Below are 26,858 nucleotides of genomic sequence, written 5' to 3' on the forward strand. Positions count from 1 at the left end.
TTTCGTGAATTCTCCGACACGAGGTAACTGCTTCGTCAATCGAAGCATTTTCCTCCATGGGGGCAAATACCGGCTCTAGAATTGCTGCATGTTGTGCGACGGCATTATCAGGCGGGTAGCCGTTGCAACAAACACCGGGCACGCCGGACGGAAGCGAAGCGAGCGAGAAGATGAACGGATTGCGATCGAAAAACCAAAGCCCGAGCGACAGGTCGTCTCTTGATGCTCTCAATCGCACCATTGAAGGCCTTGAAGCCCGCATCGAAGGGCTGATGAGCCAGAAATTTCCGCGCGACCACCGCGCCACGACAGCTGAGCCGAAAAACGAGGCCCATGCCGCGCCGCGCGAGCCACGCGCCACCGTCACCCCGCCGCAACTCGACCCGGTCAACGAAATCCGCCAGCGCCAGCGCCTGCTTGAGGCAAGCTTCCAGCGCCCGCAGGAGCCCGTTGCGCGCCCGGAACGAACCATTACCAGACCGCTTGCGCCTGAATACCGGCCGAACGACGTGCAGAACGCGGCGGCCAACCCCGCACCGCGCGCGCGCTCCATCCCGCCCTATCAGGAGCAGCAGCGAAACGACGCAGCCTTGCAGGAGATCGCGCAAGCGCTCGTCAACCTGCGGCATGAGCTGAAGCACGATATCTCGGAGGGCGTGGCGCGCGAAGCGCAAGGGCTGCGAGCCGAAATCCGAAACATTCGCGCGATCGCGGAAGACCAGCAGTTCATCGGCGACCTGCGCGACGATATTGCAAGGCTTGCCGGCAGCATCGACCAGCTCGGCAATCTGGCCTCTCCCGATGCCTACGGGCTGCGCAATGAATTCGATGACCTGCGCCTCACCATCGATCAGCTTGCGCGTGAAGACAGCGTACATCGGATCGAAAGCCGCTGGAACACCGTGGAAGACACGTTGCGCGGCTTCGACACGGCCTCGCTGCAGGATGAAATCGTCTCGCTCGCCTATCGTCTCGACGACATCAAGACCCAGCTCGGCGGCATGAGCAACAATCCCGCCGTGCGCGTGCTTGAGGAAAAGCTGATCACCATCGCAAGCGCGGTGGAGCAGCTCGGCAAGCATATGCAGCCGAACGAGGCTGCCTTTACCGAACAGTTTTCCGGTCTGGACCAGCGACTGGATGAAATCAGCCGCGCCATTGCCGCTACTGGCGCCCGCTCCAACAATGCACAGGCCACCGACAACGCACTGGCACAGCGGCTGGAAACCCGCCTGAACGGCCTTGCCGAACAGCTCGGTGATATCAATCGTATTGCCGCCGCAAAGCCCGATCCTGCTGTGGATCTCACCGCCCGTCTTGAAACGCTGGCCGCCAAGATCGACGAATTGAGCACGGCGCGCGACGCGGCACAGCTGCACGAGCGGCTGGACCAGCTTTCCCTGCTTCTGGAGCGTTCGCAGCGCCCCTCACAGCAGGCGGAACTGACATCGTTCCTCAGCGACATTTCCCGCAAGATCGACGCGCTGGATCACGGCACCGTCAATGACGGCCTGGCGGAACGGCTCGACACGCTTTCTCGGCGCATCGAAGACCTTGACTATCGCTACAGCCAGCCGCAGCCCGTTGCTGGTTTCAACGAAGGCACTTTTTCGCGCCTGGAAGAACGGCTTGGCGATATCGCGGCCCGTCTGGACGAGACCGCCCATGCCGCACCCGCCGACAGCGGCGCTTTGCTCAGCCTCGAAAATCAGATCGCCCATCTCTCCTCGTTAATAAGCCAGCCGGGTCATCACCAGCCGGCGGGCATGTCGCCGGAACTCGATGCCCGCATGTCGGCGATCGAGGACTACATGGCGTCCAACGATGAATATATCATCGAAGCGGCTCGACAGGCGGCCGAGGCCGTTCTGGACGCCTTTACGCGCAACAATGTCTCCTCCGGCGCAAACCTCGCCGATATGACGATGCTGACCGATCTTGCCACCGATCTTCGCAGCCTCGAGGCGCTGAGCCGCAACACGGAAGAACGCACGCACCGCACCTTCGAGGCGCTGCACGAAACGCTGGTGCAGATTGCCGGTCGACTGGACAGCCTTGATAATCGCGCTCCCGCTCCCGCCTATCGCGAAGAGGCAGCGCCACGCAACGTCGCGCAGCATATGATTACGCCCGCCCGCGAAGACGTGGCCATGCCGGCCGCCATCTTCCCGCAAGAGGGCTACATCACCGAAGAACAGCTTATTCTCGAAGACACGCGCGATGCCGGCGAAAACGGCGCGGATGCGATGGCAATCGTGCCGCCCGCCGCTGCAAAACCCGCAAAAGCAGAGAAAAAGAGCCTGCTTGCCGGCCTGACCAAGCGTTTCAAAACCGGCACGGCGAAGACCGCCAAATCGGCAGAAGAACCCGTATCGGCAACCACCACCCGCACGCAGGTGGAACCCGCCCCCTCGCTCGATCCAATCGACGTGCTGCCCGCGGGCCAGGAGAACGAACTTCTGGAGCCCGGCTCGGGCGCGCCTGATATCAAGAAAATACTGGAACGGGTGCGCGCCAGCCAGGTCGCTTCCGCCGGCAAGGCGGCGGACGCAGAAGGCCGCACGGATTTCATCGCCGCCGCCCGTCGCGCAGCGCAGGCTGCCGCCATGGAAACCTCCCCGGAGAAGCTTGAAACCGGCAAGAAAAATCGCAAGCCCGACGCTTCGGCGCTTTCACGTTATCGTCGCCCGCTGCTGCTCGGCATCGGCGCCATTCTTCTTGCGATGATGGCCATGCCGCTCGTCAAGACGATGATGGGCGGCGCGGAAGCCCCGGCACCGGTCATCGAAGAGAAGATGGGCGATGCCCCGGTCTCCGCACTTCCCGAGACCGGCGACAAGGCCGTGACCATTCCGTCCGAACTGGCTATCGATCCGCAGGAGGCGGCATCCGCCGACAGCATCGAAAACGCAGCACCGTCGGAAAACACCATCGATCCGCGTACCATTGGCGGCGCGCCGCTTGCCAACGAACCGCCTGTTGCCGATGCGCCCGCTGTGGATGCGGCGACGTCAGGCACTGTCGCACAGAGTGAGCCGCAGGCACCGGTGCAGGCCGCTACCACGGCTGCTGCCGCCCAGGGCGCGATTGCGGTTCCCGCCGGTATCGAGCCAGCATCGCTGGCGGAAGCCGCAGCGAAAGGGGACACGCAGGCGCTTTACGAGATCGCAGCACGCTACACCGAAGGTCGCGGCCTTGCCGCCGATCGCGCGGAAGCCGCCAAATGGTACAAGCTGGCTGCGGATCGCGGCCTTGCTCCCGCACAATATCGTCTCGCCAACCTTTACGAGAAGGCGAATGGCGTCGAGCGCAACCTTTCCGAAGCGAAGCGCTATTACACGCTGGCAGCCGAACAGGGCAATGCAGGCGCCATGCACAATCTCGCCGTCCTGCTCGCCTCCGATGCGGCCGGCCAGCCGGATTTCACCACCGCCGCGCAATGGTTCATCAAGGCTTCCGAACTCGGCGTCCGCGACAGCCAGTTCAACCTTGCCATTCTCTACGCGCGCGGAAGCGGCGTGAAGCAGGATATCGAGGAATCCTACAAGTGGTTCTCCATTGCAGCCAAGGATGGCGACACGGACGCTGCCCAGAAGCGTGACGAGGTTGCGGGAGCGATGAACCCGCAGCAGCTTCAGAGCGCACGTGCGAAAGCCGACGCGTGGAAGGTCAAGCCGCTTTCGGAAGACGCCAACAGTGTCAACCCGCCCGAGGAATGGGCTGGCAAGGACGGCGTGAAGACTGCCTCCGTGGACATGGAAAAGGCTATCCGCAACATTCAGGCAATCCTGAACAAGAACGGTTTCGATGCCGGCCAGCCCGACGGCAAGCTTGGCAAGAACACGGTTACCGCCATCAAGGATTTCCAGAAATCCGTTGGCCAGACACCCGACGGGCGCATCACCAACGAGCTGGTCACAGCGCTGCTCGCCCGCAACAAATAACCGTTTCGCAACGGATGAGGCGGCCTTCCCGGCCGCTTCCCTACAGTTTGGCGCCGGAATGTGGCGCTGCTCCCACGCCTGATCGCTATCTTTCCAAATTATCAACGTATTTACCGTTGAATGTTGACACGTCGGACCCTCGCGGGCATGACGGATGAAGGCTGGGCATGCCCGGTCTTTTCAGACAGAAAATGTAAATCGCGGCGCGGCCCCACACCCGGACAAGCCCTGCCGCCCGGAACCATTTGCCCGAGGTCCGAGCCGTGACTGTCTATCTGCCGATTGCAGAACTGTCGGTGAACATTTTCATCATTCTCGGCATGGGCGCGGCCGTCGGTTTTCTTTCCGGCATGTTCGGCGTGGGGGGCGGTTTTCTCATCACCCCCTTGTTGATTTTTTACAATATTCCGCCCGTAGTGGCTGTGGCGACGGGCGCAAACCAGGTGGTGGCCTCTTCCGTCTCCGGCTCGATCACGCACTTCCGGCGCGGAACGCTGGATGTGAAGCTTGGGAGCGTCCTGCTGGTCGGCGGTCTTGTGGGCGCTACGGTGGGCGTGTGGATATTCTCCTTCCTGCGCAGCATCGGCCAGCTCGATCTCATCGTTTCGCTGCTTTATGTCATCCTGCTTGGCACTGTCGGCACCTTGATGCTGAAGGAGAGCATTTCCGCCCTGCGCCGTGCTGCCCGTAATGAGACGGTGACGCTGCGCCGCCCCGGCCATCACAACTGGGTTCACCGCCTGCCGCTGAAAATGCGGTTCAAGAAGTCGAAGATCTATCTCAGCATCATTCCCGTCGTCACGCTGGGTTTCGGTATCGGCATCCTGACCTCGATCATGGGTGTCGGCGGCGGCTTCATCATGGTGCCGGCCATGATTTATCTTCTGCGTATTCCGACCAACGTCGTTGTCGGGACCTCGCTGTTCCAGATCATTTTCGTTACCGCCTATACGACCATCGTTCAGGCCGCGACGAACTATTCCGTCGATGTGGTGCTGGCCTTCATCCTGATGGTCGCGGGCGTCATCGGCGCGCAATATGGCGTGCGCGTCGGGCAGAAACTGCGCGGCGAACAACTGCGCGCGCTTTTGGCGCTTCTGGTGCTTGCAGTCGCCCTTCGCCTTGCCGTGGCACTGGTTGTTCGCCCCGAAGACCTGTTCTCGGTCGCCGTCGGAGGGTTAGGTTATTGACCCACCGCCTGCTGCTTTGCGCCTTTCTGCTTATCGGTTCCTGCCTTGCCTTTACCGCTTCGGCGCAGACACCGCCGCTTGCCCTGCCTCCCGGCACACAGCAGCGGTCCTTGCAGGAAAATATCGAAATCGGCGCATCGACGACGGAGATTCCGATCACCTCCGATTTTCGCGGGGCGGATTTCACGCTTTTCGGCGCCCTTAACAACACCGACCAGTTGCTGCTCGCTATCGGCCAATATGATATCGTTGTTACCCTCGAAGGCCCCAGCGACTACATGACCGTGCGCAAGAAGGAGCGCGTGGCCGGTATCTGGATCAATACCAGCGCCATCACCTTCACGCCGCTGCCGGAATCCTATTCCATGGCCAGCACGCGCGATATCAGCGCCGTCGCTTCGCCTGGCACCTTGCGGGCAATGGGGCTGGGTGTCGAACATCTGTCGCTCAAAAGTGCGGTGTTTTCCGGCGTGCCCGACAATGTCTTCGATTTTCAGGAGGCCTATCGGCGCCTGCGGCTTTCAAGCGGCATCTATCGCAACGACACGACCGGCGTGCGGCTTGAACGCACCGGCCTGTTCTGGGCAACCCTGCGCCTGCCCGCCAACGTCCCGAACGGCGTGCATACGGCCCGTGCCTATCTCTTCAAGAGCGGCAATTTCATCGCCCAGCGCGAGCTGAAACTGCGCGTCGTCAAGACCGGCATGGAACAGGCAATCACCGATGCCGCGCATCAGACACCGCTTGCCTATGGCGCGCTGTGCGTTCTCCTCGCCGTCGTCACGGGCTGGAGTGCCAGTATTATTTTCCGCAAGGACTGAGTGTTTTTCATTCCCGTAAAAGAGCGCGTCTTTCGCCTTCGGCGTAAAAGATAGCGTTCGCTTCCTTCAATGGTTTGCGGTAAAATTCAAGACGTTACAACCACGTATGCAGCTTATGGCGGCAAGTGCGGTTGTGACCGGGATGAAAAGGAGAAATGTCATGTTCAAGCACATTCTCATTCCCACCGATGGCTCGCCGCTGGCGCAGATCGCAATCGACCAAGGGTTCGCTCTCGCCAGAGAGGCAGGCGCAAAGGTGACCGTCGTGACGGTGTCCGAACCCTTTCACGTGATTGCCAGCGATGTCGAGGACATTGCCGCCATTGCCGAAGAGGAATTCCACCGTTGCGAGGAGGCGGAGCATTTTCTGAGAGATACGCAGGCGCACGCCGCATCGATGGGGCTGGATTGCGAAGCCCTGCTGGCGCGGGCGGGACGGCCGGATGAGGCGATTGTCGAAATCGCCAACAGGACCGGCTGCGACCTCATCGCCATGGCTTCGCACCGGCGCAGAAGCTTCGTCGAGATGCTTGTCGGCAGCGTTACGGCCAAGGTGCTGAAAAACTCGAAGATACCGGTGCTGGTATATCGCCAATAGACGGGCGGAGCGATGCGCTCAGCCGAGCAGATTTGAAAACCGTACCGAATAGATGCGGTCCCGCCCCATCAGATGCGCGACGAGTGCAGCGTGGTCAAAGAGACCGCGCATGGCCTTGTGCCGCAAATCCAGTCCGCCGCTCATCACCCCGAAGGCCGGCATCAACAGGCGGGAACCATCGGTGGCGAAACAGGGGCGCCGCACCGTTTTTTCGCGACGGCGAACAGTGGCGGAGGGATGCAGATGGCCTGCGATTTCACCCGCGGCATCTCCTACCTTAGGCTCGTGGCGGAAAACGAGATTGCCATAAAACATCTCATCTACCGAAGACCCCGGCAGATCGACCGTACCATCCGGATCGTGATTGCCGTTGATCCATATCCAGTCACGGCCACGGGCCATCTCGCGGATCAGTTCGCGCAGCATAAGCGGCAGATGCTCGGACCCGACCCGATCGTGGAAATTGTCGCCCAGGCTGACGACGATCTTCGGATCGTAACGGCTGACAAGGGAAGACAGGATTTTGAGGGTAGCGATCGTGTCGTAAGGCGGCAGCATGCGCCCGCGCCGGGCAAAGGCCGCACCTTTTTCCAGATGCAGGTCCGAGACAACCAGCAGCGACAGATCGGGCAGGTAAAGCCCACCCAACGGGTCACACCAGGCGGCGACGCCGTTGATGGCAGTTTCGCTGCCAAGGCATTCGAAGCCATTGGAAAACCTGTCGCTCAATGTCAGTCGGCTCAGCACTTTTGTGGTCGTTCCTTCATTCCAGTTTGATGCTTCAGGACATGGCTTCGGCGATAAGCTCGTCTGCGGCCTCTGCCAGCACCTGATCCATCGCCTCGCCCGCCACCGTCTCGCGGCCTATTTCCAGCATGACAGGAACGGCAAGCGGCGAGACGTGCTCCAGTGCACGATGGGTGGTGTGACCCTTGATTCGCTTCAGCATATCGCCAAGACGGCCAATGTCCAAAAGTCCCGCCGCCGCATCACGTCTGGTTGCCTCCAGCAGAATATGATCCGGCTCATGGCTGCGAAGAACGTCATAAATAAGATCGGCGGAGACCGTGACCTGACGGCCCGTCTTTTCCTTTCCGGGATGGCGGCGTTCGATGAGGCCGGAAATGACGGCACAGTTGCGGAAGGTGCGCTTCAGCATGAAGGATTCGTCCAGCCACGCCTCCAAGTCGTCGCCCAGCATGTCCTCGTCGAGAAGTTCCGCCAACGACAGGCGGCGGGATTTGAGCCGCCTGCCAATATCCTCCATGGCCCAGATGGCGAGCGAATAATCGGTAGCAACGAAGCCCATGGGCTTTGCGCCCGCCCGTTCCAGCCGCCGTGTCAGAAGCATGCCGAGGGTCTGGTGGGCCAGACGGCCTTCAAAAGGATACATGACCATGAAGAAGCGTTTGCGGAAGGGAAATGTCTCGACCAGCAGCTCGTCGCGCTTGGGAATGATCGATTTTTCCTTCTGGATTGCCAGCCAGTCGCGCACCTGATCCGGCAGCGACTGCCAGCGGGCGGGATCTGACAGCATGGAGCGCACCTGGTCCGCAAGGTAGGTGGAAAGCGGAAACTTGCCGCCGGCATAGGAGGGTATCTTCGGGTCCATCGAAAAGGCCTGCGACACCAGGCATTCATTCTCCCGGATGCCTTCGAAGCGCAGAACCTTGCCGGCAAACAGGAAGGTATCGCCCTGCACCAGCTGCTCGAGGAAATATTCCTCGACCTTGCCGAGCGACATGCCGCCGCGTCCGACCGAGCCCTTGGCATTGCGCTTGACCATGCGGACATTGAGTTCCGCAGCCTCGACGATGGTGCCGAGGTTGAGGCGATATTGCTGCGCGACCGCCGGATTGGAGACACGCCAGCGGCCGTCCTTCATCTGGCGGATGCGGGCGTAACGTTCATAGGTGCGCAGTGCGTATCCACCGGTAGCGGTAAAATCCACAACGCGGTCGAAGGTAGAACGCGGTAGATCGGCATAGGGTGAAGCGCTGGTCACTTCACGATAGAGATCATCCGCATCGAAAGGTTCGGCGCAGGCCATACCGAGCACATGCTGGGCAAGAACATCCAGTGCGCCTTGCGCGATGGGGGGCGTATCCTGCGCGCCGATATAGTTCGCATCGAGTGCGGCCCGGCACTCCATCACCTCGAAACGGTTGGCGGGAACGAGGATTGCCTTAGACGGCTCATCCATGCGGTGATTGGCGCGGCCGATGCGCTGGGCAAGGCGGCTCGCCCCCTTTGGCGCGCCGACATGCACGACGAGATCGACATCGCCCCAGTCTATGCCAAGATCGAGCGTGGAGGTGGCGACGACGGCGCGCAATTTGTTTTCAGCCATCGCGGCCTCCACCCGGCGGCGCTGTCCGGCATCCAGCGAACCGTGATGCAAGGCGATCGGAAGATTATCGTCGTTTACATTCCAGAGTTCCTGAAAAATCCGTTCCGCCTGCGAACGGGTGTTAACGAAGATGAGCGTCGTCTGGTGCGCCTTCAGAGCGGGATACAAATCCTTCATGGCGTAGCGCGCGGAATGGCCGGACCATGGAATACGCTCCTCCGTCTGCAGAATGGCGATGTTTGGCTTGGCTCCGCCTTCCACTGTTATAAGACCTGCGGGCGGTTCTCCCTGCCCCTGCGGTGCCAGGTAACGGCGTAAATCCATCGGCTCCGCCACCGTGGCGGAAAGGCCAATGAAGCGGACATGCGGCGCGTGCCTGCGCACCCGCGCGAGCGCAAGCGACAGCAGATGGCCACGCTTGGAGGTGACGAGCGAGTGCAGCTCATCCAGCACCACATATTTCAGGTCGCGGAAAAAGCGCTCGGCTTCCTTGTTGGCAAGCAGCAGCGACACCTGTTCCGGCGTCGTCAGGAGAATATCGGGCGGTTTGACCTTCTGGCGCTGGCGTTTTGCCTGCGGCGTATCGCCGGTGCGGGTTTCGATTGAGATCGGCAGGCCCATTTCCGTGACAGGCTTGGTGAGATTGCGTTCGATATCCACCGCAAGTGCCTTGAGCGGCGAGATGTAAAGCGTGTGCACGCCGACAAAGGCGGAGCCCGGCGGCACCTTGCCGCGTTCAGCAAGATCGGTGAGCGACGCCATGAAGCCGCCCAGCGTCTTGCCGGCACCCGTCGGTGCAATCAGCAGCATGTTTTCGCCGCCACGCGCCCGAGCCATCAGCTCCAATTGATGCGCGCGCGGGGACCACCCTTTTTCGGCAAACCATTTCTGGAATGAAAGGGGCAAGGTGCCGACATGCGTGCCGGAAATGGGAGACTCAGCGTGTTTCACGCCTTCAAGGTAGTGAGAAACCTTGAAAAAAGAAGAGTGGAACAGAGCTGCTTGACAGGAATGCATAATCATGGATAAATAATATCCACGATACTAAAGCAAACCAAACGTGAGCAAATCGGATGAAACTCGGCGACGGCGTTGAACAGGCCATTCACAGCGTAGGCATGTTAGCGGGACTTTCCGAAGGCGGCGTGCTTTCGGCGGCGGCGCTGGCAGAATTCCATGGCGTTTCCACGAGTTATCTCTTGAAGCACCTGCAATTGCTTTCCGGTGCCGGAATAGTTTCCACTGTACCGGGGCCGAAGGGCGGTTATCGTCTGGCCCGGACAACCGACAAGATTACCCTGCTTGATATTGTTCTGGCCGTGGAGGGACCACAGCCTGCCTTTCGCTGCGCGGAAATTCGCCAGCGTGGGCCGAACCCCTTGCCGGGACGTTATTTCACCAAGCCCTGCGGCATCAACGCCGCGATGCTGAAGGCGGAGAAAGCCTATCGGGCGGAACTCGCTAAAACCAGCATTGCCGACATTCTGGGCGACCTTGCCGCCACTGACGACGGCGGCATTGCGGCACGCGGCTGCGCCTTTCTGGAGCTGAACGAGCGCAGGACGGCGACGCGCTAGAACCTAAAAAGACCCAACCATCTGAAATACCGGAGAGCTTCGCAGCTTCCCGGAACGATGACACATGCCCCTCAAACTGAACCACGAATGGAGAGAGACACATGAAAACCCGTTTGAACTATGCCAAGGCATCCCCCGAAGCCTTCAAAGCCGTGATGGCGCTCGAAACCTACGTCCAGAGCAGCGGCCTCGAGCGCCGCTTCGTTCATCTCATCAAGCTGCGCGCATCAATCATCAATGGCTGCGCGTTCTGTGTGGACATGCATGTGAAGGAAAGCCGTCACGACGGTCTTTCCGAACAGTGGATCAACCTGATGAGCGTTTGGCGGGAATCCCCGGTATATACCGAACAGGAACGGGCGTTGCTCGGCTGGGTGGATGCGGTAACGAAGATTGCCGAAACCGGCGCTCCGGATGACGCCTTCGAGGGCCTGAAGGCGCATTTCTCCGATGAGGACATCGTGAAGATCACCGTTGCCATCGGTGCCATCAACACCTGGAACCGCATCGCCGTCGGCTTCCGTTCGCAGCACCCGGTCGAAGCGGCAGCAAAAGCAGCCTGATCCGCTTTACCTGTACCGGACGACCGTTACATGGCGATGTAGCGGTCGTTTCTATGATTGATGGCGAGCGCGAGGTTCATGACCAGCGCGCCGAGGATGGAACAGAGGATGACGAAGGGTGTCGCCACGAAGAATGAGCACGCCAGCACCATGCCATCGAAGGCGAGCTGGACGAGACCGGCGCGCCAGCCGAAACGGTCCTGGAGATAAAGCGCCAATATGCCGAAGCCGCCGAGGCTAGTGCGATGGCGGAACAGTGCCAGCATGCCTGCCGCGACCGTCAACCCGCCGAAAAGGGCGGCCGCGACGGGATTGATGCTTTCGAACGCGAAGAAGCCCGGCATATATTCCGAAAGCAGCGCCGTCATGGCAATGGCGCAAAAGGTCTTGACCGTGAAGGCAAGGCCGAGACGGCGGAAGGCGAGATAATAAAACGGCAGATTGACGAGGAAGAACACCGCGCCGAAGCTAAAGCCGATCGAATAGTGCACCAGAAAGGCAATACCCACCACACCCCCGGTGAGGAGGCCCGCAGCGGAAAGCAGCGTCACGCCGAGCGAGACCAGCATGCTGCCCGCCAGAACGCCCTGGGCATCTTCCAGCAGCGAATGGCGATCGGGCGCGGAAGCCCAGATATTCACGCGCTTGCGCGTAGTCGTATCGCCCATGCCTGTTCCCCTGATTTTCCGGCCTTGATCGAGCTATTGCGCCCAAGCGCGAGAGATTTCAAGCGTACTTTCTTCAGCGCACAACGATGTATCTGTCCGAGCGGTGGTTGATGGCGAGAAACATGTTCAGCACGAAGGCGCCGACAATCGAATAGACGACGGTGGCCGGATCGATGACGAGGAAGGCGCAGAGCATCACGAATGCATCGAAGGCAAGCTGGATCAGGCCGGCGCGGATGCCGAAGCTGTCCTGAATATAGATGGCCAGAATGCCGATGCCGCCGAGGCTGGCGCGATGGCGATAAAGCGCCAGCAACCCGTAACCGAGGAGCAGGCCACCGAGCAGCGCCGCCCAGAGCGGGTTGATGCTGTCAATGACCATCCAGCGCGCTTCCACTTCCGTCAGCACCGAAACAAGACCGATGGCAATGAAGGTCTTGATGGAAAAGGCAAGACCGAGGCGGCGGAACGAGAGGTAGTAGAAGGGCAGATTGACGAGGAAGAACAGGAGGCCGAAGCTGATGCCGAAGGCATAGTGAATGAGGAAGGCGACGCCGGCGGTGCCACCGGTCAAAAGGCCGACCTTGTTCAGCAGATAAAAACCGAGCGCCGATACGATAGCTCCGGTAACGATGCCCTGCACGTCTTCCACCGGCGCATGTTTGGCCGGATCCGAACTCCACATGCTGTAAACGCTTCTCGTTCTGCTCACGCTTTTTCCCTCAGGTTTCCGCGCATTTTGCACTGCAACAAACACGCGATCAAGATGGATACGTAAGGACGACTGACCTATCGTGAAAAAGGCAAGAAACGAAATGTTCAGGCTTTGGCGCGGGCAAGAAAAAGAATGCCGGAAAGGGGTTTTCCGGCATCCTTGCGAATGGTGGTTTTGCGGATTTCGATAAGAGAAAAGCCCGCCCGCTCAAGAAGGCCGCTCACATAGCTTTTCGAATGTGCGTAACGCAGCGATTCCCGCAGCACGAAACCATCTTCATCACCTGCGTCCTCCACCGAAAAGGCGAAGAAACCGGAGGGCGCAAGCAGGGCAGAAACGAGGGGCATGACGGTTTCGAGACTGCCGAGATACATCATCACGTCGGCGGCGGCGACGAGGTCCGCGCGGTGGTGCGGCATTGCCGGCGCGAACAGTCCCGAGGCGTCAGCTTCCAGCGATAGATCGGCCTGGCCGAGACGGTCGTAAAGTCCTTTTTCCTCCGCCTTGGCGAGCATGTTCTGGGAAATGTCGAAACCTTCCAGCCGCTTCGCCAGGGAGCGGATTTCAACTCCGAGAAGGCCGGTGCCGCAGCCGACATCGACAATGGTGTCGAAGACGCCGCCTCCCGCCGCCTTGCCGATCAGTTCCGCCAGCTTTTGCGGTACGCTGTAATCCAGTTTCTCGACGAGCGACGTTTCGAAACGGTCGGCATAATCGTCGAACAGCCCTTCTACATAACGGCTCGGCGGCTGCTCCGGTGTGTCCGCGGCGCCGAGAACCGCGAGTTTCAGTTCGGCTGCAAACAGCCCTTCCGTATCCAGTTCGGCGACTTTTTCGTAAGCCGCCACAGCTTTGTCCGTTTCCCCCGCCTTTTCATGATATTCCCCGAAGCGAAACCAGCCCGCCGTCCACCGTGGCGCAAGTTCAATCGCCTGCTCCATGAGTTCGGCGGCGGCGGGATAATCACCGCTCTCCGCCAACATGCGGGCATAGTCCGCCCGGCGGTCGGCAATGACGTCACCGGAAGAAAACTGGTTTGGGGCCATTCAAGATTTCCTGAGAAGATGTCGGCTGTCATTTATCAAGCCATAAAAAAACTCAAGTCCTATTTCATGGCGCACTCATGGAATTGCGAATATGACGCGATATAGTGCACCGAAACTTGCATCGAAGCAGCGTGCTTCATATGTCAGGACAAAACAGGAGACTTGCTGATGGCCGGTGAGGTCAACAAAATGCTGGGTGATACGGTGGCCCGCACCGTGGTGAAGCTGCTGGTGGTTTCATTGCTCGTCGGCTTTCTGATGGCGATCTTCGGATTGACGCCATGGAATATCATCTATGGCGCACGCGACTTCGTGGTCGATCTGTGGCGCAGCGGTTTCCACGCGCTTGGCGCAATCGGCGACTATCTGATCCTTGGCGCGACGATCGTCATACCCATTTTCATCATCCTGCGCCTCCTGAGCTATCGCCGCTGACATGACCGACACATCTTTCCAGACGCTTACGCGGCGCGGCTTCGTGCTGATTTCCGCCGGTTCCGTTCTTTCCGCCTGTGTTTCCGTGCCTACAAACAAGGGCATGCCGTCAGGCACCCGCGATGAGACCGCTGCAGCGCTTCCAATGGTCAACGAGTTGCGCCGCTCGAAAGGGCTTTCGCCACTCTCCTTCAGTAGTGCGGCAAGTGGTGCGGCCGCTTATCAGGCCGGACGCATGGTCAAGGCGCAGAAGATGGCGCATCTGATCGGCATGACCGACAGTTTCCTCATCCGCATGAAGGACGGCAATGTGCCGCTACCGGCAGCGGAAAACGTGGCGGCCGGGCAGGACAGCGTGGAGCGTGTCGTCAAGGCCTGGATCGGCTCGAAACATCATCTCGAAAACATGCTCGGACCATATAATGGCCTTGGCGTCGCGGTTGCCTATGATGCCGCAAGCCGCAACCGTCCCTATTGGGCGATGGTGCTCTGCGCGTGAGATAACGGGGGGCGCCCCCTCCACCCTCATTCCTGTCCCTGTCACAGGGATGAGGCAGGAGAGCACACCACCACGATAAGCACTTATCTTAACCGACGCAGCGTCTCGACCGTTCAGGTCATCGTCATCCAAGCTTGCGGTCGGCCCAGCGGTCGACCGTGCTGTCGCGTAGGTCACGAATGGACTGCACACCTTCGCGATAGACCAGCTTCGACAGGCCTTTGACGATGGACGACGGCAGGCCGGGGCCTTCATAGACCATGCAGGAATAGAGCTGAACCAGATCGGCCCCTGCCCTTACCTTTTCCAATGCCGTTTCCGGCGAAGAAACGCCACCCACGCCGATGATGGGTAGATTGCTGCCGACGCGCCGGCGCATCTTGGCGAGAACAGTGGTCGAAAGCTCGAACAGCGGCTTGCCGGACAGTCCACCCGCCTCACCCTTATGCGGACCGGGCCGCAGGCCTTCACGCGAGAGCGTGGTGTTGGAGACGATCAGGCCATCGAGATCATGGGCCAGCGCCTCTTCCGCCACGTCATCCAGCCCTTCCTCGGTCAGATCGGGCGCGATCTTCAGGAAGATCGGAATGCGTTTGCCAAAGCGTTCGGCTTCTGCCCTGCGGCGCTCCAGCACGGCGCCAAGAAGTGCCGCGAGGCTTTCGCGCGCCTGCAAGTCACGCAGACCCGGCGTATTGGGCGAAGAGATGTTGACGGTGAAATAGGATGCGACCGAATAAAAGGCCTCTATGCCCTGCACATAATCGGCGATGCGGTCTTCGCTGTCCTTGTTGGCACCGATATTGACGCCGACGATGCCACGTAGCTGCGCCTGCTTTAGGCGCTCCAGCGCTGCGGCATGGCCTTCATTGTTGAAACCGAGGCGGTTGATGACGCCTTCATCCTCAACCAGACGGAAGATGCGCGGTTTGGGATTGCCGGATTGCCCACGCGGCGTGACGGTGCCGATTTCAGTAAAGCCGAAACCGAGCCTCAGAAGTGGTCCCGGGACTTCCGCATTCTTGTCGTAACCCGCCGCCATGCCGAGCGGATTGGGGAAAACGAGGCCTGCAACGGTCTGCTGCAGCCGCGGATCGTGCGGCACCATGCAGGTGGGCAGAAAGCCACTTTTCAGCGCCGCCACGGACAGACCATGTGCCTTTTCCGGATCGACAAGAAACAGGCCCTTGCGGCCGATTGAGGAAAATAATCCGCTCATCACAAAATCTCCGGAAACTGGTGCTGGCCATCGTGGCCAAGTGAAAGCGGCGTTTCCCAAAGCACGGCGGTCAAGGGAAGAGACGCATAGAGATGGGGGAAAAGATCGCCGCCTCTCGAGGGTTCATAAACCAGCTTGTCGCCAAGTGCTGCACCATCAACAGCGATCAGAAGCAGGTCGGTCTGGCCGGAAAAATGCCGGGCGGCAGTCTCGGCCGCCTGCTTTGCCGTTGAAAAATGAATGAACCCATCCGTCAGATCGATGGCGGCGCCTTCGAAGACGCCTTGTGCCCTGGCTGCATTCCACAACGTCTCCGGCACGATTTTATAAATGATCGCGGGCGTTTCGTGCATGGGGCTCTCCGAAGGCTTTCCAAGGCTTTTCAGTCTGGGCGGTTTGCCGCAAAGCGGGTCGATTGTCCACAGTTTCCACGGCATTTTTATTGGCGCGACGGCTGTTCCCAAGCTTTTTCTTGTAATACGCAACCGATTAGAGCAACCTTTCAGCAGAGGAGCCGGAAGCAGTCTAGACTGCCGGCAAACGGGAGTGCGCCATACCTTTCAAAGAACCGCATAACGCCCTTGGGAGGGGGCCAGAATGTCGGAACTTGTCATTATCATCGCAGACGACCACCCGCTTTTTCGCGGTGCCCTCAAACAGGCCGTATCCGGTCTCGACGGGCAGCAGACAATCATGGAAGCCGGGGATTTCGAGGCTGCCAGAAGTGCCGCGACGGCATGCAACGACGCCGATCTGATGCTTCTGGACCTCGCCATGCCGGGTGTCAGCGGATTTTCGGGCCTGATGGCGCTGCGGGCGGAATTTTCCAGCCTGCCCATCGTCATCGTTTCGGCAACGGACGACGCGACCACTGTTCGCCGGTCCATCGAACTCGGCGCTTCCGGTTTTATTTCCAAATCCTCGGGCATCGACGATATCAGGGATGGCATTCGCGCGGTTCTTGAAGGCGATGTGTGGATACCGGCAAGCTGTCAGGGCGAAAAGGAGCATGATCCTGACGTGGCTGATCTCATCGGCCGGCTCAGAACGCTGACGCCGCAACAGAGCCGGGTTCTGGGCATGCTGGCCGAAGGCCTGCTGAACAAGCAGATCGCCTATGCGCTGAATGTTTCGGAAGCCACCATCAAGGCGCATGTCTCCGCTATTCTGTTGAAGCTTAAGGTCGATAGCCGTACACAGGCGGTGATACAGCTCAGCAAGATAAACACATCGGCCATGGTGGCATAATCGAGGATTTTATTCCTTTCTTTTCTTTACTCCTGACGGGATATGGTCTAGATTCCGCGGAGTAAACGACAGGAGCTTTTCCGCCACGGGCTCCACCTGCGGGCTTTCATCATGCTTTCACACGAGACGATCTGGAGCGCCATCGATACGCTTGCCAAACGTCACCAGCTGACGCCTTCGGCCTTGGCGAAGCGTGCCGGTCTCGATCCCACCTCGTTCAACAAATCGAAACGTTTCGGCCCGGATGGCCGCAAACGCTGGCCTTCGACGGAATCGGTATCCAAGGTGCTGGAGGCGACGGGGGCAAGCGTCGACCAGTTTTTTGGTTATGCTTTCGGCAGGACGCAGACAATGCAGCCTTCCGGTGCGGACAATGCCATCCCCCTGCTCGGTTTTGCGCAGGCGGGCTCCGGCGGCTTTTTCGACGATGGCGGTTTTCCGGCCGGTCAAGGCTGGGATGTGGTGGAGTTCCCCTCTTCTCCCGAACGCAAGCAGGGCGTCTACGCGCTGGAAGTACAGGGCGAAAGCATGATGCCGCTTTACCGCGACGGCGATATCCTGATCGTGGAGCCGGGCGCGCAGGTTCGGCGCGGCGACCGCGTTGTGCTGAAAAGCCGTGACGGCGAAGTGATGGCCAAGGTGCTGGCGCGGCAAAGCCCCAAGAATATCGAGCTTCTTTCGCTCAATCCCGAACATCCGAACCGCAGTTTCGACATGGCCGATGTGGAATGGATCGCCCGCATCATCTGGGCCAGCCAATAGACACCCGCCATTGCGAAGACAGGCGTCCTACTTGCCCGGGCCCAACTCAGAGAGCAGGCGTCGATACTATCCCTTTACAGACCGAGTGACGTTGCCGCGGCATCAACCGTCATGATCTTCGCACCGCCGGAGGCTGCCCTGCGGACAAGGCTCTGAAGTTTGTCTTCCGGGCAACCGTAAAAGCTCGGCGTCTGCGAAACATCATGGGTGAAAATGATGAGCCAGCCGCCATTTTGCAAAACATCCTCGAGCCAACGATCGGCGGCATCGAGATAGTTTTGGTCCGCGCGCAACTCCACCCCGGCAAGATTGTACGGATCGATGCTGCCCCGGTTGATGCCAGGCATGATGCCGCGAGCGGTCTTGAACCTTCGTCGTAACAGGGGCTGCATGACGGGCGAGGCCATGCCGAAAGGAACGGAGAAATTCCGCCTGCCTCGGTTTTCGGCGAACGATGCCAGCACGGTTTCGTTGTGATCAAGATCCTCTTCAAGCCCGCGCCGTGAAAAGCTCGAGAGTTTGCGATGGGAAAAAGTATGGCAGGCAAGCTCGTGGCCGGCCGCTGCAAGTTCCGAACAGCCTTCGGTTGAAATCATGTCCTGCTGTTCATAGTGCTGGTCGATAAAAGTACCTGCGAGATAAAATGTCCCGCGAACACCCTCGCTTTCCAGAATGCGCGCGCCCTTTGTCCAGGCGGTCGCCGGCACATCATCGAATGTGAAGGAGACGATTGGTTCGGACGTTTTGATCAGCGACGCCGGTCCTGGAAAGTACTGCACCAGCCGGTTATTGATCCTGTCTGCAAATGTCCCGATTTTTTGTGTCATGCATAAGCCCCCCGGCCTGTCTGCAAATTACTGCCCCTGCTCAAGTATGTCGTACGCCTGATGCCTCAAACAATAGATTGCAATCAGTAGAGAAGACCAGATAGGCCCGGTTCCGGTAAAGAAATTACTCTCAAGACACGAAGAAAGCAGTGCATACACCCAAATTCGTGCAAAAAGCCGCGTTAATGCCGGATCGGTACCCTTGTTCACAGCTATACGAAAATCGTTTGCGGGTATGATGACGAGCCATATGACGATGAGAACAAAGGCCGGCAGGCCACCATTCAGCAGGCTTTCGACAAAGCCGTTATGGGCATGGAAGGCGGTGACCGCCCAGGTGCCGGCAGTATCGGCCTGCGCCAGAAGCCGGTCACTCGTCCAGAATGCCTGAAAACCCTGCCCGAAGATCGGCGATTGCGCAAACGTGTCGAAGGACAGGCGCCATATATCCGTTCGGCCGGTAAAGGTGGAATCGATCCCCAGACTATCGACCACATGCCGTATGCTCGGAAAATAGGTGGAGCCGACCGCGAGGATGTTGAGGAAAGCCAGAAGACCTCCGATCATCAGCAATGTCCGACCGGCATGTCTTTCCATGACCCAGACCAGCGCAACAGTGACGGGCAACAGCATCGCTGCGGTTTTCCCGTTGGTTTTCCAGAGGAAGAACCCTGCCAGAAGCGTGATGACAATGCCGCCAACCGTCGACCAGCTATTGCGCAGGTAAAGCCCGATCATGACGAGAATGATCATGGCCGGAGCGGCGGCATTCTTGTGATTGAAGATACCGCGCCAATCGCCGGCGAGCGCCGTTTCATCGAGATCGTAGGGCTGGTGGATCGAGCGCGAGCGCAGGAAGATCACCCCGAAGTAGCAGAGCGCCAGCAGGATGACGGCGAAGATGGCCATCATCCGGTCGAACTGCCGCCTGTCGCGCGGCATGACGACGAGGACGCTGGTGATGAAGCACAGAAGGCCCGTAAAGAGCAAACGTTGCAGCGAGGTGCCGGGCTGGGAGCCAAGCACCGAACAAATCACCAGCCAGGAAAACAACAGCATAATGGGCAGACGCGGCCGCAACAAAAGCCCCGTCAGCCGATGACGCAGGGCAAAAACACCCAGCATCAGCGCAATCACCAGCCCGGTCAGCTGGTTTGCGGCGGCGTGCGGCACGGGCGCGGCAGCAAGATTTTCGAAAGGCGCAACGGAAATCCAGATATAAAGCATCGTGACGACGAAAAAAATCGCGTCGCGACGGCCGCCCGTAAGCGACATGCTGTTGCTCTGTACAGGAATGGACTGCGTATCAGTAAAAGGCGGCATCGTCGGCCACATCGAAAAAGGATAATCGGATCATTGGCCTGCCTTGTGACGAACAACGAAACCCTTTTTTAAACCGGGCCATGTCCAAATAACCATAACAGTCATTATCATCATTATTATACAATTGCTTTAACCCTCTCTTACCTCAAGAAGGCTAAGACTGGGCAACTGCCATTCATAGAGGTCAACGGCCTTCGAATTATTGCCCCCTTGCCGGGTTTTTCAGTTCATCAATTTTAAGAACACGGCAGTTATCTTGAATTCGCCCGGCGACGCCGGAAAGCACGGAGAATAAGGTGTCGTTGAATACGCCGCGGTTCAGCCATCTAGTCAGACTGGGATTGACCTATATGGCATCCGGCGGGGCGCTTTTGATGTCCAGCGCCGCCCAGCTTTTGACCTTCGCCCTGCTTGCCCGCCATCTCGGCGTGGAACAATTCGCGCTCTATGCCTCGATCACGGCCGTGACCAATCTCGGCGTACAGATTTGTGGTTTCGGTTCGCAGGAATCGCTGATCCGCCGCGTGGCGCAGGATCGCAGCATGTTTCCCGTGATGCTCGGCCACAGCTATCTCTTGAGCGCCGCTACCGGCATTGTGCTGACCATCATCGGCATGGTCACGATCCCGGTGTTTTTCCCGACGTCGGAAACATTGCTGCATACCCTCATCACCACTTTCGTGATCCTGGTGACGAACCTCATCCTTCTGAAAGTCATTTCGCTTTCGACCCAAAGCTTCATCGCCCATTCCGACTTCGCCTCCGCCAACAAGCTGGAAGTGATGTTCGCCGTTGCCCGCACAATTGCCGCCGTGGTCGCCTGTCTCATCTTCAAGGTGGAGACGGTGGAGGCCTGGGCCCTGTGGAACCTGGCTGCCCATACGATTGCGGCAGTGATTTCGCTGAAGGCGATCGGCAGGCTCGGTCGGCCGGTTTTCCGGATCGTTCGCGATGAAATCCGCATCGGCATCCTGTTTTCCACCCAGTTCCTGTTCAAGGCCGTGCGTGGCAATGCCGATATTCTCGTTCTCGGTGCCGTTGCGAGCGCCGAGGTTCTGGGCAGCTACTCCATTGCCCGGCGAATTCTCGACAGCTCCTACCTCTCCGTCGAGGCTCTCAACCGGCTGATCTATCCGGGGTCGGCCTCAGCCGCCCTGCAGGGTATCGGAAAGACCATAGAGCGCGCTTATAATGTGCTGAAGGCAGCGCTTGTCATCGCAGTCGGCAGCGCACTTGTCATCTTCATCATAGCACCCTTCCTGCCGCTACTGTTCGGCGACGAATACGTCTCGCTGCCGATCATCACCCGTATCCTTTGCTGGGTCGTGCTGCCGATGGCCGTTGCGGCAACCGCGCTTGAGGCGCTTGGCGCTTCCGGACGGCAGGATATCCGCGCCAAGATATGGAACAGCGGCAATCTCATCGGCTCCGTTATCGTCGCCTTCCTCACCTGGTCCTTCAGCATTTCGGGAACGATCGGCAGCTATTTCTTCGTGGAAGCCGCCATCGCCGCCGCCGTTTGGATCGCGCTTTTGCGATTGCGGCGCAACGAAGAAGCCTTTGCGCCCGCCAAATAGAACGTCATCCGGGCCCCGATCCGAGTGAAACCGGATTTCTCTAATAAAGCCCGTAGGGGAAATAACGCCGGTAGATTTCTTCCAGCCGGCCATTGCGCGAAAGTGCGGCAAGCGCCTGATCAAAGGCCGGTACAAGCACATCGTCCGGATCAACTGCCATGATGGAAAGGCCTTCACCAAGAAATCTGTCGGATAAATAAGGTCCGCCGAAAAGCGCACAGCAAGCACCGGACGCGCTTCCCGAAACCCAGAAAGGCAGGCGCAGCCCATCCGCAAAAACGGCGTCCACCTTGCCCGTCTTCAACGCCTCATACATGGGTTCGTAACCATTAAAGCCTTCAGCCGAGGCTTTGGGAAAAAATGCCTTGAGCATCTGTTCGTGCCGCGAGCCCGTGACCACACCCACCTTCTTTCCCGACAGGGCATCAGCGCCGGAGCCAGTGAATTTCGCCGCCTTGTTGACGGCAAGACGCGCAGGCAACAGCAGATAGGGTCGCGAGAAGGTGAAACTCTTTCGCAGATCGGCGGTAGTGGCAATGCCGGAAATCACCGCTTCGCCCTCTCCCATTTCCAGCGCTGCCTCCAGCTCGTCAAACGGCAGTGCCTGCACCTGGCATTTGCTCTCAACCTTCAGCTGGGCACAGATTTCGCGCACCAGATCGACATGAAAACCGGCAAGCCGGCCTTCCTGATCGGTAAAATTAAAGGGTGGAAAATCGACCGACATCAAAAACCTGATCCGGGGCACGGAGGAGAGATCGCCACCCGGAAACCGCTCCTGCGCATCAAACAGCACCGGCATGCGGTTTCTGTCCGAGAGACCTTCCGCGTGAAGTTCTCCCAAATTACCACCGAATTGTAAAGCGACAGCTAAAGTAAAACCAATAACTATATTTCGCGTTACATTCATCATTCTCATCTATACTGTCCGTAGCAAGAAGCAGGGCGTTACCATGGCGGCGGCGGCGATGCATGGATTATTTTAGGCACTATACACGAGAATCGTTCCGCACGACGTCAGCGGGGCGAAAAATTGCGTTTTCGCTCATCGGCGACAATCCGCTTTGGACAGCGCCCGAACCGGACGAGCATGGGCCAACACGCTTTCTCTCTTCGCTGGGGTTCGGCAAGCCTTACATCGCTGCATTCGAAGAGCAGGCCCTCAAAAACGGCTCAACCGTGGAAGACGAATTGCTGGCGAGCGGCCTGGTCGATGCGGATGCGTATTACGGTGCTTTTGCCAGATTGTTGCGATTGCCGTTTCGACCGGAAATCGATCCGGGTCGTGTGGCAGACCTCAATCACCTGGACGCGCAACTAGCCGAACCACGGCTCCTGCGGTTGACACCGCTGAATGGTAAGCCAGTGTTGCTGATCGTGCCGGAACTGGCAAGGATGGAATTGCTGAAAGGCATCCTCGATCAGCGCCCGTATCTTCTCGAAGAACTTGCCGTGACCACGCCACAAGCCATGCGCAGCGCAATCTGGAAGGCGGGCGAAGCACGCCGCTGCCGAGACACGCGACATCAGCTTTTCAACGCCGCGCCGCAGCATTCCGCAAGGATCACGCTGCATGGCGAGCAGGGTTTTGTCAGCGGCATTTTCGTTACCCTGCTCGTTCTGTCGCTACTGTTTTATACGCAGGCGGCCCTGGCCTATATTCACGTCACCCTCACGATGCTTTATCTCTCCACCTTGCTTTTCAGGTTGTTTGCACTCGTCCATACGCCAAAAGGAAACGATGCGAAAACCGTCATACCACTCCAGCAGGACGGGGAGCTGCCGGTCTACACTATTCTTGTGGCGCTTTATCGCGAAGAGGCGGTCGTTGAGCAGCTCATTCATGCGCTGGAGCGGCTGGACTGGCCCAAATCCCGGCTCGATATCAAGCTCGTCTGCGAGGCAGACGACGTAGCGACGATCGAGGCCATCCAGCGGATAAATCCCGGTCCGCATATCGAGATCGTCAGCGTGCCGCCATCCATGCCACGCACGAAGCCCAAGGCCCTGACCTATGCGCTTTCCGGCGCGCGTGGCACTTTCGTTGCCGTTTACGACGCCGAGGACCGGCCGCATCCGCTGCAATTGCGCGAAGCCTACGCCGCCTTCCGCGGCCAGCCGGACGAGGTGGCCTGTGTGCAGGCGCCGCTTATTATCAGCAATGCCAGCTCCTCCTGGCTCAGCGCCTGTTTCGCACTGGAATATTCCGGCCTTTTCCGCTGCCTGTTGCCCGTTCTTGCAGCGTGCAAGCTGCCGCTGCCGCTTGGCGGCACCTCCAACCATTTTCGCACCGCCGTGTTACGCCGGGTGGGAGGATGGGACCCGTATAATGTGACGGAAGATGCCGATATGGGCCTCCGGCTGCACAGGCTGGGTTATCGCTGTGGTGTCATCCGGCGACAGACACTGGAGGATGCTCCGACCTCCCTTTCCGTCTGGCTGAACCAGCGCGCGCGTTGGTACAAGGGCTGGCTGCAAAGCTGGCTGGTCATGACCCGCTCGCCCTTCACGACCGCGCACCGCATGGGATGGATCGCCTATATCGTCTTTCAGCTGCTGATTGGCGGCATGCTTCTGTCGTCGCTGGCCCATCCCTTGCTGTTTGTTTCCTTCGCCTTCATGGCCATGGCAATCCGGGAAAACGGCGCGGATATGCTGCTTTCCTGGCAGGGCATTCTGTTTTTTATCGATACGCTGAATATTTTCGGAAGCTACGCCATATTCGTACTGATGGGCAGAAACAGGATGATAGCTCATGAGAAACAACAGGTCGGACGGCGCTGGTTGGCGATCCCGCTTTATTGGCTGATGCTGTCATTCGCCGCATGGCGCGCCGTGGTGGAATTGAAAACCAAGCCGTTCGTCTGGAACAAGACGCCGCATATGCCGTTCATCAGGAACAAGGCCTGACGACCGGATTTTATAAACGAATTCCGGTTCCGTCAGCGCCGCCACTGCGGATATTGCACAAACCAAAACGCCTTGCCGATCGAGGCTTCTCCATCGGCAAGCTTTATCGCTTCGCAAAAGATCGGCCGAGCAGCTCTATTTGGCAACAAGCTTGTTCTTGATGAGGCCTACAATGATCTGGACAATCAGGCCGCCGACGCCGCCGCCAACAAGCTGGCCGGCAAGAGCACCTATATCCATGCCGCCGGCGGCAGCAGTTCCCGCCGTCCCGAGCAGCGATCCGAGCACGGTTCCTCCGCCGATGCCGCCAATAGCGCCGGCAATCAGGTTGCCGAGCGCACCGAGATCAGAATCCTTGAGTATTTTTCCGCCGGCCGAACCACCAACCGCACCGCCGACAATTTGGGCCAATATCGAAGTAAGATCCATGTCATCCTCCTCACAGGTTTCCCCGACCATTCGGAGAAACAATGCTTCCCATTCATGTCTGTGCGGGCCGGAGAAAGCGGGCCTTGAGCCTTAGTCTTTCTCGCCGAAAAGTTTCCAGACCACGGCGCCGATTGCGCCGCCGAGGATCGGAGCGAGCCAGAACAGCCAGAGCTGTTGCAGCGCCCATCCACCAACAAACAATGCCTGTCCCGTCGAGCGGGCCGGATTGACGGATGTATTGGTGACCGGAATGGAGATCAGATGAATAAGTGTGAGAGCAAGGCCGATTGCGATCGGCGCAAAACCAATGGGAACCCTGCCATGCGTCGATCCCAGAATGACGATCAGGAAAAATGCCGTCAAAATGACTTCGATCAGCAGCGCCGACACGAGCGAATATCCACCCGGTGAATGTTCCCCGTAACCATTTGCGGCAAAACCGCCAATATCGGCACCGGCTTTGCCGGTAAGGATGACATAAAGCGCCCCCGCCGCGACAATCGCCCCTAAAACCTGCGCCACTATGTAAGGAACGAGGTTCGATGCCGGAAATTTGCCAGCAACGGACAGACCGACGGAAACGGCCGGATTAAAATGACCGCCCGAAATGCCGCCGACCGCATAGGCCATGGTCAAAACCGTGAGACCGAAAGCGAAAGCGACACCGAGAAAGCCAATGCCGAGTTCAGGAAAAGCAGCGGCAAAAACAGCACTGCCGCAACCTCCGAACACGAGCCAGAAAGTGCCAAGAAATTCCGAAAGAAGCTTGCGACTCATAACACTCCCCCAATAATGTTACGACCGCATCAACTATTACGTGCAATTTAATTGTAGTCAAGCTAAATCGCATAGTCGCACGTTTGCCGCAGCGATGGCGGTGACATGCGCGCTTTTGACCGGCCAGGAAGTTGTTTGGATTGCCTTGAAAATATGGAGCGGGTGAAGGGAATCGAACCCTCGTATTCAGCTTGGGAAGCTGCTGCTCTACCATTGAGCTACACCCGCGCCGCGCACAAGACATCGGACAGTTCTTATCGGGTGTCAAGCACCCGACAGGATCATTACTCGGTGCGGAAATGCTTGGAGAGCTTCAGGCCCTGTGCCTGATAGTTGGAGCCAAGGCCGCTGCCGTAGAGGCCATCAGGTTTTTGCAACATGTGCTCGTAAACAAGCCGGCCGACGATCTGGCCGTGTTCGAGGATGAAGGGCACCTCGTGGCTGCGCACCTCGAGAACGGCGCGGCTGCCCGTGCCGCCCGCCTGCGCATGGCCGAAGCCTGGATCGAAGAAGCCCGCATAATGCACGCGGAACTCGCCCACCAAGGGATCAAAGGGCGTCATTTCGGCCGCATAAAGTGGCGGTACATGCACGGCTTCACGCGAAACGAGAATATAGAACTCATCCGGATCGAGGATCAGTTCGGCACGGCCGCGGGCGTATAGAGGTTCCCAGAAATCGAGAACATCGTGCTGAGCCTTCTTGTCGACATCTACCACCGCTGTGTGATGCTTGCCGCGATAGCCGATCAGCCCTTTTTCGCCAAACCCCTTTAGGTCGATGGAAAGCGCGATGCCGCCGCCGGTCACATTAGGGGTTTCGCTGGCGACCAGCATCTCCGTCTCGTGCAATTTCAGAAGCTCGGCTTCGTTGAGCAACGAGTGGCCGATGCGGAAACGGATTTGCGAGAGGCGCGAGCCACGGCGCACGACGACCGGGAAGGTGCGCGGGCTGATTTCCAGATAGAGCGGGCCGGCATAGCCCGCAGGTATCTTGTCGAATTCCTGCGCATTGTCGGTCATGACACGGGTGAAGATATCAAGACGCCCCGTCGAGCTTTTCGGATTGGCCGAAGCCGACATATCCGCCGGCAGCTCGAGGCTCTCCATCAAGGGCACGATGTAGACGCAACCGGTTTCCAGCACCGCCCCCTCGCTCAGATCGACCTCGTGCAGGCTGAAGCGGTTGAGCTTGTCGATGACTCGGGTTCCGGGGCCGGGCATGAAACTGGCGCGCACGCGATAGGCTTTGGAGCCCAGTCTCAGATCGAGGCTCGCGGGTTGCACCTGATCGACATCGAGATCAGCCTCGCTTTTCAGCTTGCCGCCCGCAAACAGCGCCCTGATCGCGCCATCCGCCAAAATGCCCGTGGTTCTGGTCATG

25 protein-coding genes and 1 tRNA gene are annotated in these 26,858 nt (G+C 58.9%); 12 read left to right on the forward strand and 14 right to left on the reverse strand.

Annotation, left to right across the window (positions count from 1 at the left end; translation table 11 throughout):
* The first annotated feature begins 170 nt into the window (after positions 1 to 170).
* The 4 genes from podJ (at position 171) to ACQZ6D_RS15455 (ending at position 6,553) form a co-directional block, all read left to right on the forward strand.
* Positions 171 to 3,944: a cell division protein PodJ gene (gene podJ, locus ACQZ6D_RS15440; RefSeq protein ID WP_083211596.1), complete on the forward strand. Its 3,774-nt coding sequence runs from the start codon at positions 171 to 173 to the stop codon at positions 3,942 to 3,944.
* A 263-nt stretch (positions 3,945 to 4,207) separates the two neighbouring features.
* Entirely contained in the window at positions 4,208 to 5,134 is a 927-nt protein-coding gene (locus ACQZ6D_RS15445) for a sulfite exporter TauE/SafE family protein (RefSeq protein ID WP_003514964.1), read from the forward strand.
* Positions 5,131 to 5,955 (forward strand): TIGR02186 family protein, encoded by an 825-nt coding sequence (locus tag ACQZ6D_RS15450; RefSeq protein WP_013635439.1) that lies wholly within the window; start codon positions 5,131 to 5,133, stop codon positions 5,953 to 5,955. Before ACQZ6D_RS15445 ends, ACQZ6D_RS15450 begins: the two co-directional genes overlap by 4 nt.
* A gap of 160 nt (positions 5,956 to 6,115) precedes the next feature.
* Positions 6,116 to 6,553, forward strand: coding sequence for a universal stress protein (locus ACQZ6D_RS15455; RefSeq protein ID WP_003514961.1), 438 nt, complete (start codon positions 6,116 to 6,118; stop codon positions 6,551 to 6,553).
* Between the two features lie 18 nt (positions 6,554 to 6,571).
* On the opposite strand, the gene pdeM is transcribed toward ACQZ6D_RS15455, so the two are convergent.
* Both pdeM and ACQZ6D_RS15465 read right to left on the reverse strand, forming a co-directional pair.
* Positions 6,572 to 7,300, reverse strand: coding sequence for a ligase-associated DNA damage response endonuclease PdeM (gene pdeM / locus ACQZ6D_RS15460; RefSeq protein WP_025592414.1), 729 nt, complete (start codon positions 7,298 to 7,300; stop codon positions 6,572 to 6,574).
* A gap of 34 nt (positions 7,301 to 7,334) precedes the next feature.
* Positions 7,335 to 9,926 carry a ligase-associated DNA damage response DEXH box helicase gene (locus ACQZ6D_RS15465; RefSeq protein ID WP_233284929.1) on the reverse strand — a complete coding sequence of 864 codons (2,592 nt, stop codon included), beginning with the start codon at positions 9,924 to 9,926 and terminating at the stop codon, positions 7,335 to 7,337.
* Between the two features lie 50 nt (positions 9,927 to 9,976).
* Between ACQZ6D_RS15465 and ACQZ6D_RS15470 the strand changes: the two genes are divergently transcribed.
* Complete coding sequence (locus tag ACQZ6D_RS15470; RefSeq protein WP_013635435.1) at positions 9,977 to 10,480, forward strand: RrF2 family transcriptional regulator; 504 nt, start codon at positions 9,977 to 9,979, stop codon at positions 10,478 to 10,480.
* Between the two features lie 101 nt (positions 10,481 to 10,581).
* Positions 10,582 to 11,043, forward strand: a complete 462-nt coding sequence (locus ACQZ6D_RS15475; protein ID WP_448729815.1) for a carboxymuconolactone decarboxylase family protein — start codon at positions 10,582 to 10,584, stop codon at positions 11,041 to 11,043.
* A 26-nt stretch (positions 11,044 to 11,069) separates the two neighbouring features.
* Here ACQZ6D_RS15475 and ACQZ6D_RS15480 read toward each other — a convergent pair whose 3' ends face one another.
* The 3 genes from ACQZ6D_RS15480 to ACQZ6D_RS15490 all read right to left on the reverse strand — a co-directional run bounded on the left by ACQZ6D_RS15480 (position 11,070) and on the right by ACQZ6D_RS15490 (position 13,472).
* On the reverse strand, positions 11,070 to 11,711 hold the full coding sequence (locus ACQZ6D_RS15480; RefSeq protein ID WP_003514952.1) for a YitT family protein: 642 nt from the start codon (positions 11,709 to 11,711) through the stop codon (positions 11,070 to 11,072).
* Positions 11,712 to 11,784: 73 nt separating this feature from the next.
* Entirely contained in the window at positions 11,785 to 12,396 is a 612-nt protein-coding gene (locus tag ACQZ6D_RS15485) for a YitT family protein (RefSeq protein ID WP_448729846.1), read from the reverse strand.
* Between the two features lie 134 nt (positions 12,397 to 12,530).
* Positions 12,531 to 13,472, reverse strand: a complete 942-nt coding sequence (locus tag ACQZ6D_RS15490; protein WP_448729816.1) for a methyltransferase — start codon at positions 13,470 to 13,472, stop codon at positions 12,531 to 12,533.
* 168 nt (positions 13,473 to 13,640) lie between these two features.
* Here ACQZ6D_RS15490 and ACQZ6D_RS15495 point away from each other — a divergent pair, with 168 nt between their 5' ends.
* Both ACQZ6D_RS15495 and ACQZ6D_RS15500 read left to right on the forward strand, forming a co-directional pair.
* The gene (locus ACQZ6D_RS15495; RefSeq protein WP_003514949.1) at positions 13,641 to 13,907 is read left to right on the forward strand and encodes a DUF6460 domain-containing protein; all 267 of its coding nucleotides are present in this window, start codon (positions 13,641 to 13,643) and stop codon (positions 13,905 to 13,907) included.
* 1 nt (position 13,908) lies between these two features.
* Positions 13,909 to 14,406, forward strand: a complete 498-nt coding sequence (locus ACQZ6D_RS15500) for a CAP domain-containing protein (RefSeq protein WP_065661379.1) — start codon at positions 13,909 to 13,911, stop codon at positions 14,404 to 14,406.
* Positions 14,407 to 14,530: 124 nt separating this feature from the next.
* Here ACQZ6D_RS15500 and ACQZ6D_RS15505 read toward each other — a convergent pair whose 3' ends face one another.
* A complete protein-coding gene (locus ACQZ6D_RS15505; protein ID WP_448729817.1) occupies positions 14,531 to 15,622 on the reverse strand; it encodes a quinone-dependent dihydroorotate dehydrogenase in 1,092 nt (363 codons plus the stop codon).
* Entirely contained in the window at positions 15,622 to 15,975 is a 354-nt protein-coding gene (locus tag ACQZ6D_RS15510) for a DUF952 domain-containing protein (RefSeq protein ID WP_003514946.1), read from the reverse strand. Before ACQZ6D_RS15510 ends, ACQZ6D_RS15505 begins: the two co-directional genes overlap by 1 nt.
* A 244-nt stretch (positions 15,976 to 16,219) precedes the next feature.
* Here ACQZ6D_RS15510 and ACQZ6D_RS15515 point away from each other — a divergent pair, with 244 nt between their 5' ends.
* Both ACQZ6D_RS15515 and ACQZ6D_RS15520 read left to right on the forward strand, forming a co-directional pair.
* Positions 16,220 to 16,870 carry a response regulator gene (locus tag ACQZ6D_RS15515; protein WP_003514945.1) on the forward strand — a complete coding sequence of 217 codons (651 nt, stop codon included), beginning with the start codon at positions 16,220 to 16,222 and terminating at the stop codon, positions 16,868 to 16,870.
* Between the two features lie 111 nt (positions 16,871 to 16,981).
* Entirely contained in the window at positions 16,982 to 17,632 is a 651-nt protein-coding gene (locus ACQZ6D_RS15520; RefSeq protein WP_003514944.1) for a S24 family peptidase, read from the forward strand.
* A gap of 74 nt (positions 17,633 to 17,706) precedes the next feature.
* Here ACQZ6D_RS15520 and ACQZ6D_RS15525 read toward each other — a convergent pair whose 3' ends face one another.
* Both ACQZ6D_RS15525 and uppY read right to left on the reverse strand, forming a co-directional pair.
* Entirely contained in the window at positions 17,707 to 18,459 is a 753-nt protein-coding gene (locus tag ACQZ6D_RS15525) for a polysaccharide deacetylase family protein (RefSeq protein WP_065658369.1), read from the reverse strand.
* A 27-nt stretch (positions 18,460 to 18,486) separates the two neighbouring features.
* A complete protein-coding gene (gene uppY, locus ACQZ6D_RS15530) occupies positions 18,487 to 19,782 on the reverse strand; it encodes a Wzy-type polysaccharide biosynthesis protein UppY (RefSeq protein WP_065703913.1) in 1,296 nt (431 codons plus the stop codon).
* 350 nt (positions 19,783 to 20,132) lie between these two features.
* Between uppY and uppX the strand changes: the two genes are divergently transcribed.
* A complete protein-coding gene (uppX, locus tag ACQZ6D_RS15535) occupies positions 20,133 to 21,359 on the forward strand; it encodes a Wzx-type polysaccharide biosynthesis protein UppX (protein WP_003514941.1) in 1,227 nt (408 codons plus the stop codon).
* A gap of 40 nt (positions 21,360 to 21,399) precedes the next feature.
* Here uppX and ACQZ6D_RS15540 read toward each other — a convergent pair whose 3' ends face one another.
* Positions 21,400 to 22,161, reverse strand: coding sequence for a transporter substrate-binding domain-containing protein (locus tag ACQZ6D_RS15540; RefSeq protein WP_019564339.1), 762 nt, complete (start codon positions 22,159 to 22,161; stop codon positions 21,400 to 21,402).
* 170 nt (positions 22,162 to 22,331) lie between these two features.
* Between ACQZ6D_RS15540 and ACQZ6D_RS15545 the strand changes: the two genes are divergently transcribed.
* On the forward strand, positions 22,332 to 24,269 hold the full coding sequence (locus ACQZ6D_RS15545; RefSeq protein WP_162695629.1) for a glycosyltransferase family 2 protein: 1,938 nt from the start codon (positions 22,332 to 22,334) through the stop codon (positions 24,267 to 24,269).
* A 135-nt stretch (positions 24,270 to 24,404) separates the two neighbouring features.
* Here ACQZ6D_RS15545 and ACQZ6D_RS15550 read toward each other — a convergent pair whose 3' ends face one another.
* From ACQZ6D_RS15550 to ACQZ6D_RS15565, 4 genes are all read right to left on the reverse strand, one after another.
* Positions 24,405 to 24,698 (reverse strand): hypothetical protein, encoded by a 294-nt coding sequence (locus ACQZ6D_RS15550; RefSeq protein WP_065703781.1) that lies wholly within the window; start codon positions 24,696 to 24,698, stop codon positions 24,405 to 24,407.
* Between the two features lie 90 nt (positions 24,699 to 24,788).
* A complete protein-coding gene (gene aqpZ, locus ACQZ6D_RS15555) occupies positions 24,789 to 25,475 on the reverse strand; it encodes an aquaporin Z (RefSeq protein ID WP_065703780.1) in 687 nt (228 codons plus the stop codon).
* Between the two features lie 154 nt (positions 25,476 to 25,629).
* A tRNA-Gly gene (locus tag ACQZ6D_RS15560) sits at positions 25,630 to 25,703 on the reverse strand.
* A 56-nt stretch (positions 25,704 to 25,759) separates the two neighbouring features.
* Positions 25,760 to 26,857, reverse strand: coding sequence for a 2'-deoxycytidine 5'-triphosphate deaminase (locus tag ACQZ6D_RS15565; protein WP_111804437.1), 1,098 nt, complete (start codon positions 26,855 to 26,857; stop codon positions 25,760 to 25,762).
* Position 26,858: the final 1 nt, after the last annotated feature.

This window comes from Agrobacterium sp. 22-3639C2 (assembly GCF_053522105.1).

What these genes read in the sequence shown, in the direction of transcription:
- ACQZ6D_RS15545 (WP_162695629.1), top strand. Translation starts at nt 22,332, where the DNA reads ATGGATTATTTTAGGCACTATACACGAGAATCGTTCCGCACGACGTCA.
- ACQZ6D_RS15490 (WP_448729816.1), bottom strand. Translation starts at nt 13,472, where the DNA reads ATGGCCCCAAACCAGTTTTCTTCCGGTGACGTCATTGCCGACCGCCGG.
- ACQZ6D_RS15475 (WP_448729815.1), top strand. Translation starts at nt 10,582, where the DNA reads ATGAAAACCCGTTTGAACTATGCCAAGGCATCCCCCGAAGCCTTCAAA.
- ACQZ6D_RS15515 (WP_003514945.1), top strand. Translation starts at nt 16,220, where the DNA reads ATGTCGGAACTTGTCATTATCATCGCAGACGACCACCCGCTTTTTCGC.
- uppX (WP_003514941.1), top strand. Translation starts at nt 20,133, where the DNA reads ATGGCATCCGGCGGGGCGCTTTTGATGTCCAGCGCCGCCCAGCTTTTG.
- ACQZ6D_RS15550 (WP_065703781.1), bottom strand. Translation starts at nt 24,698, where the DNA reads ATGGATCTTACTTCGATATTGGCCCAAATTGTCGGCGGTGCGGTTGGT.
- ACQZ6D_RS15495 (WP_003514949.1), top strand. Translation starts at nt 13,641, where the DNA reads ATGGCCGGTGAGGTCAACAAAATGCTGGGTGATACGGTGGCCCGCACC.
- ACQZ6D_RS15465 (WP_233284929.1), bottom strand. Translation starts at nt 9,926, where the DNA reads ATGATTATGCATTCCTGTCAAGCAGCTCTGTTCCACTCTTCTTTTTTC.
- podJ (WP_083211596.1), top strand. Translation starts at nt 171, where the DNA reads ATGAACGGATTGCGATCGAAAAACCAAAGCCCGAGCGACAGGTCGTCT.
- ACQZ6D_RS15485 (WP_448729846.1), bottom strand. Translation starts at nt 12,396, where the DNA reads ATGTGGAGTTCGGATCCGGCCAAACATGCGCCGGTGGAAGACGTGCAG.
- ACQZ6D_RS15455 (WP_003514961.1), top strand. Translation starts at nt 6,116, where the DNA reads ATGTTCAAGCACATTCTCATTCCCACCGATGGCTCGCCGCTGGCGCAG.
- uppY (WP_065703913.1), bottom strand. Translation starts at nt 19,782, where the DNA reads ATGCCGCCTTTTACTGATACGCAGTCCATTCCTGTACAGAGCAACAGC.
- ACQZ6D_RS15505 (WP_448729817.1), bottom strand. Translation starts at nt 15,622, where the DNA reads ATGAGCGGATTATTTTCCTCAATCGGCCGCAAGGGCCTGTTTCTTGTC.
- ACQZ6D_RS15480 (WP_003514952.1), bottom strand. Translation starts at nt 11,711, where the DNA reads ATGGGCGATACGACTACGCGCAAGCGCGTGAATATCTGGGCTTCCGCG.
- ACQZ6D_RS15470 (WP_013635435.1), top strand. Translation starts at nt 9,977, where the DNA reads ATGAAACTCGGCGACGGCGTTGAACAGGCCATTCACAGCGTAGGCATG.
- ACQZ6D_RS15525 (WP_065658369.1), bottom strand. Translation starts at nt 18,459, where the DNA reads ATGACACAAAAAATCGGGACATTTGCAGACAGGATCAATAACCGGCTG.
- ACQZ6D_RS15510 (WP_003514946.1), bottom strand. Translation starts at nt 15,975, where the DNA reads ATGCACGAAACGCCCGCGATCATTTATAAAATCGTGCCGGAGACGTTG.
- ACQZ6D_RS15540 (WP_019564339.1), bottom strand. Translation starts at nt 22,161, where the DNA reads ATGCCGGTGCTGTTTGATGCGCAGGAGCGGTTTCCGGGTGGCGATCTC.
- ACQZ6D_RS15500 (WP_065661379.1), top strand. Translation starts at nt 13,909, where the DNA reads ATGACCGACACATCTTTCCAGACGCTTACGCGGCGCGGCTTCGTGCTG.
- ACQZ6D_RS15565 (WP_111804437.1), bottom strand. Translation starts at nt 26,857, where the DNA reads ATGACCAGAACCACGGGCATTTTGGCGGATGGCGCGATCAGGGCGCTG.
- ACQZ6D_RS15520 (WP_003514944.1), top strand. Translation starts at nt 16,982, where the DNA reads ATGCTTTCACACGAGACGATCTGGAGCGCCATCGATACGCTTGCCAAA.
- aqpZ (WP_065703780.1), bottom strand. Translation starts at nt 25,475, where the DNA reads ATGAGTCGCAAGCTTCTTTCGGAATTTCTTGGCACTTTCTGGCTCGTG.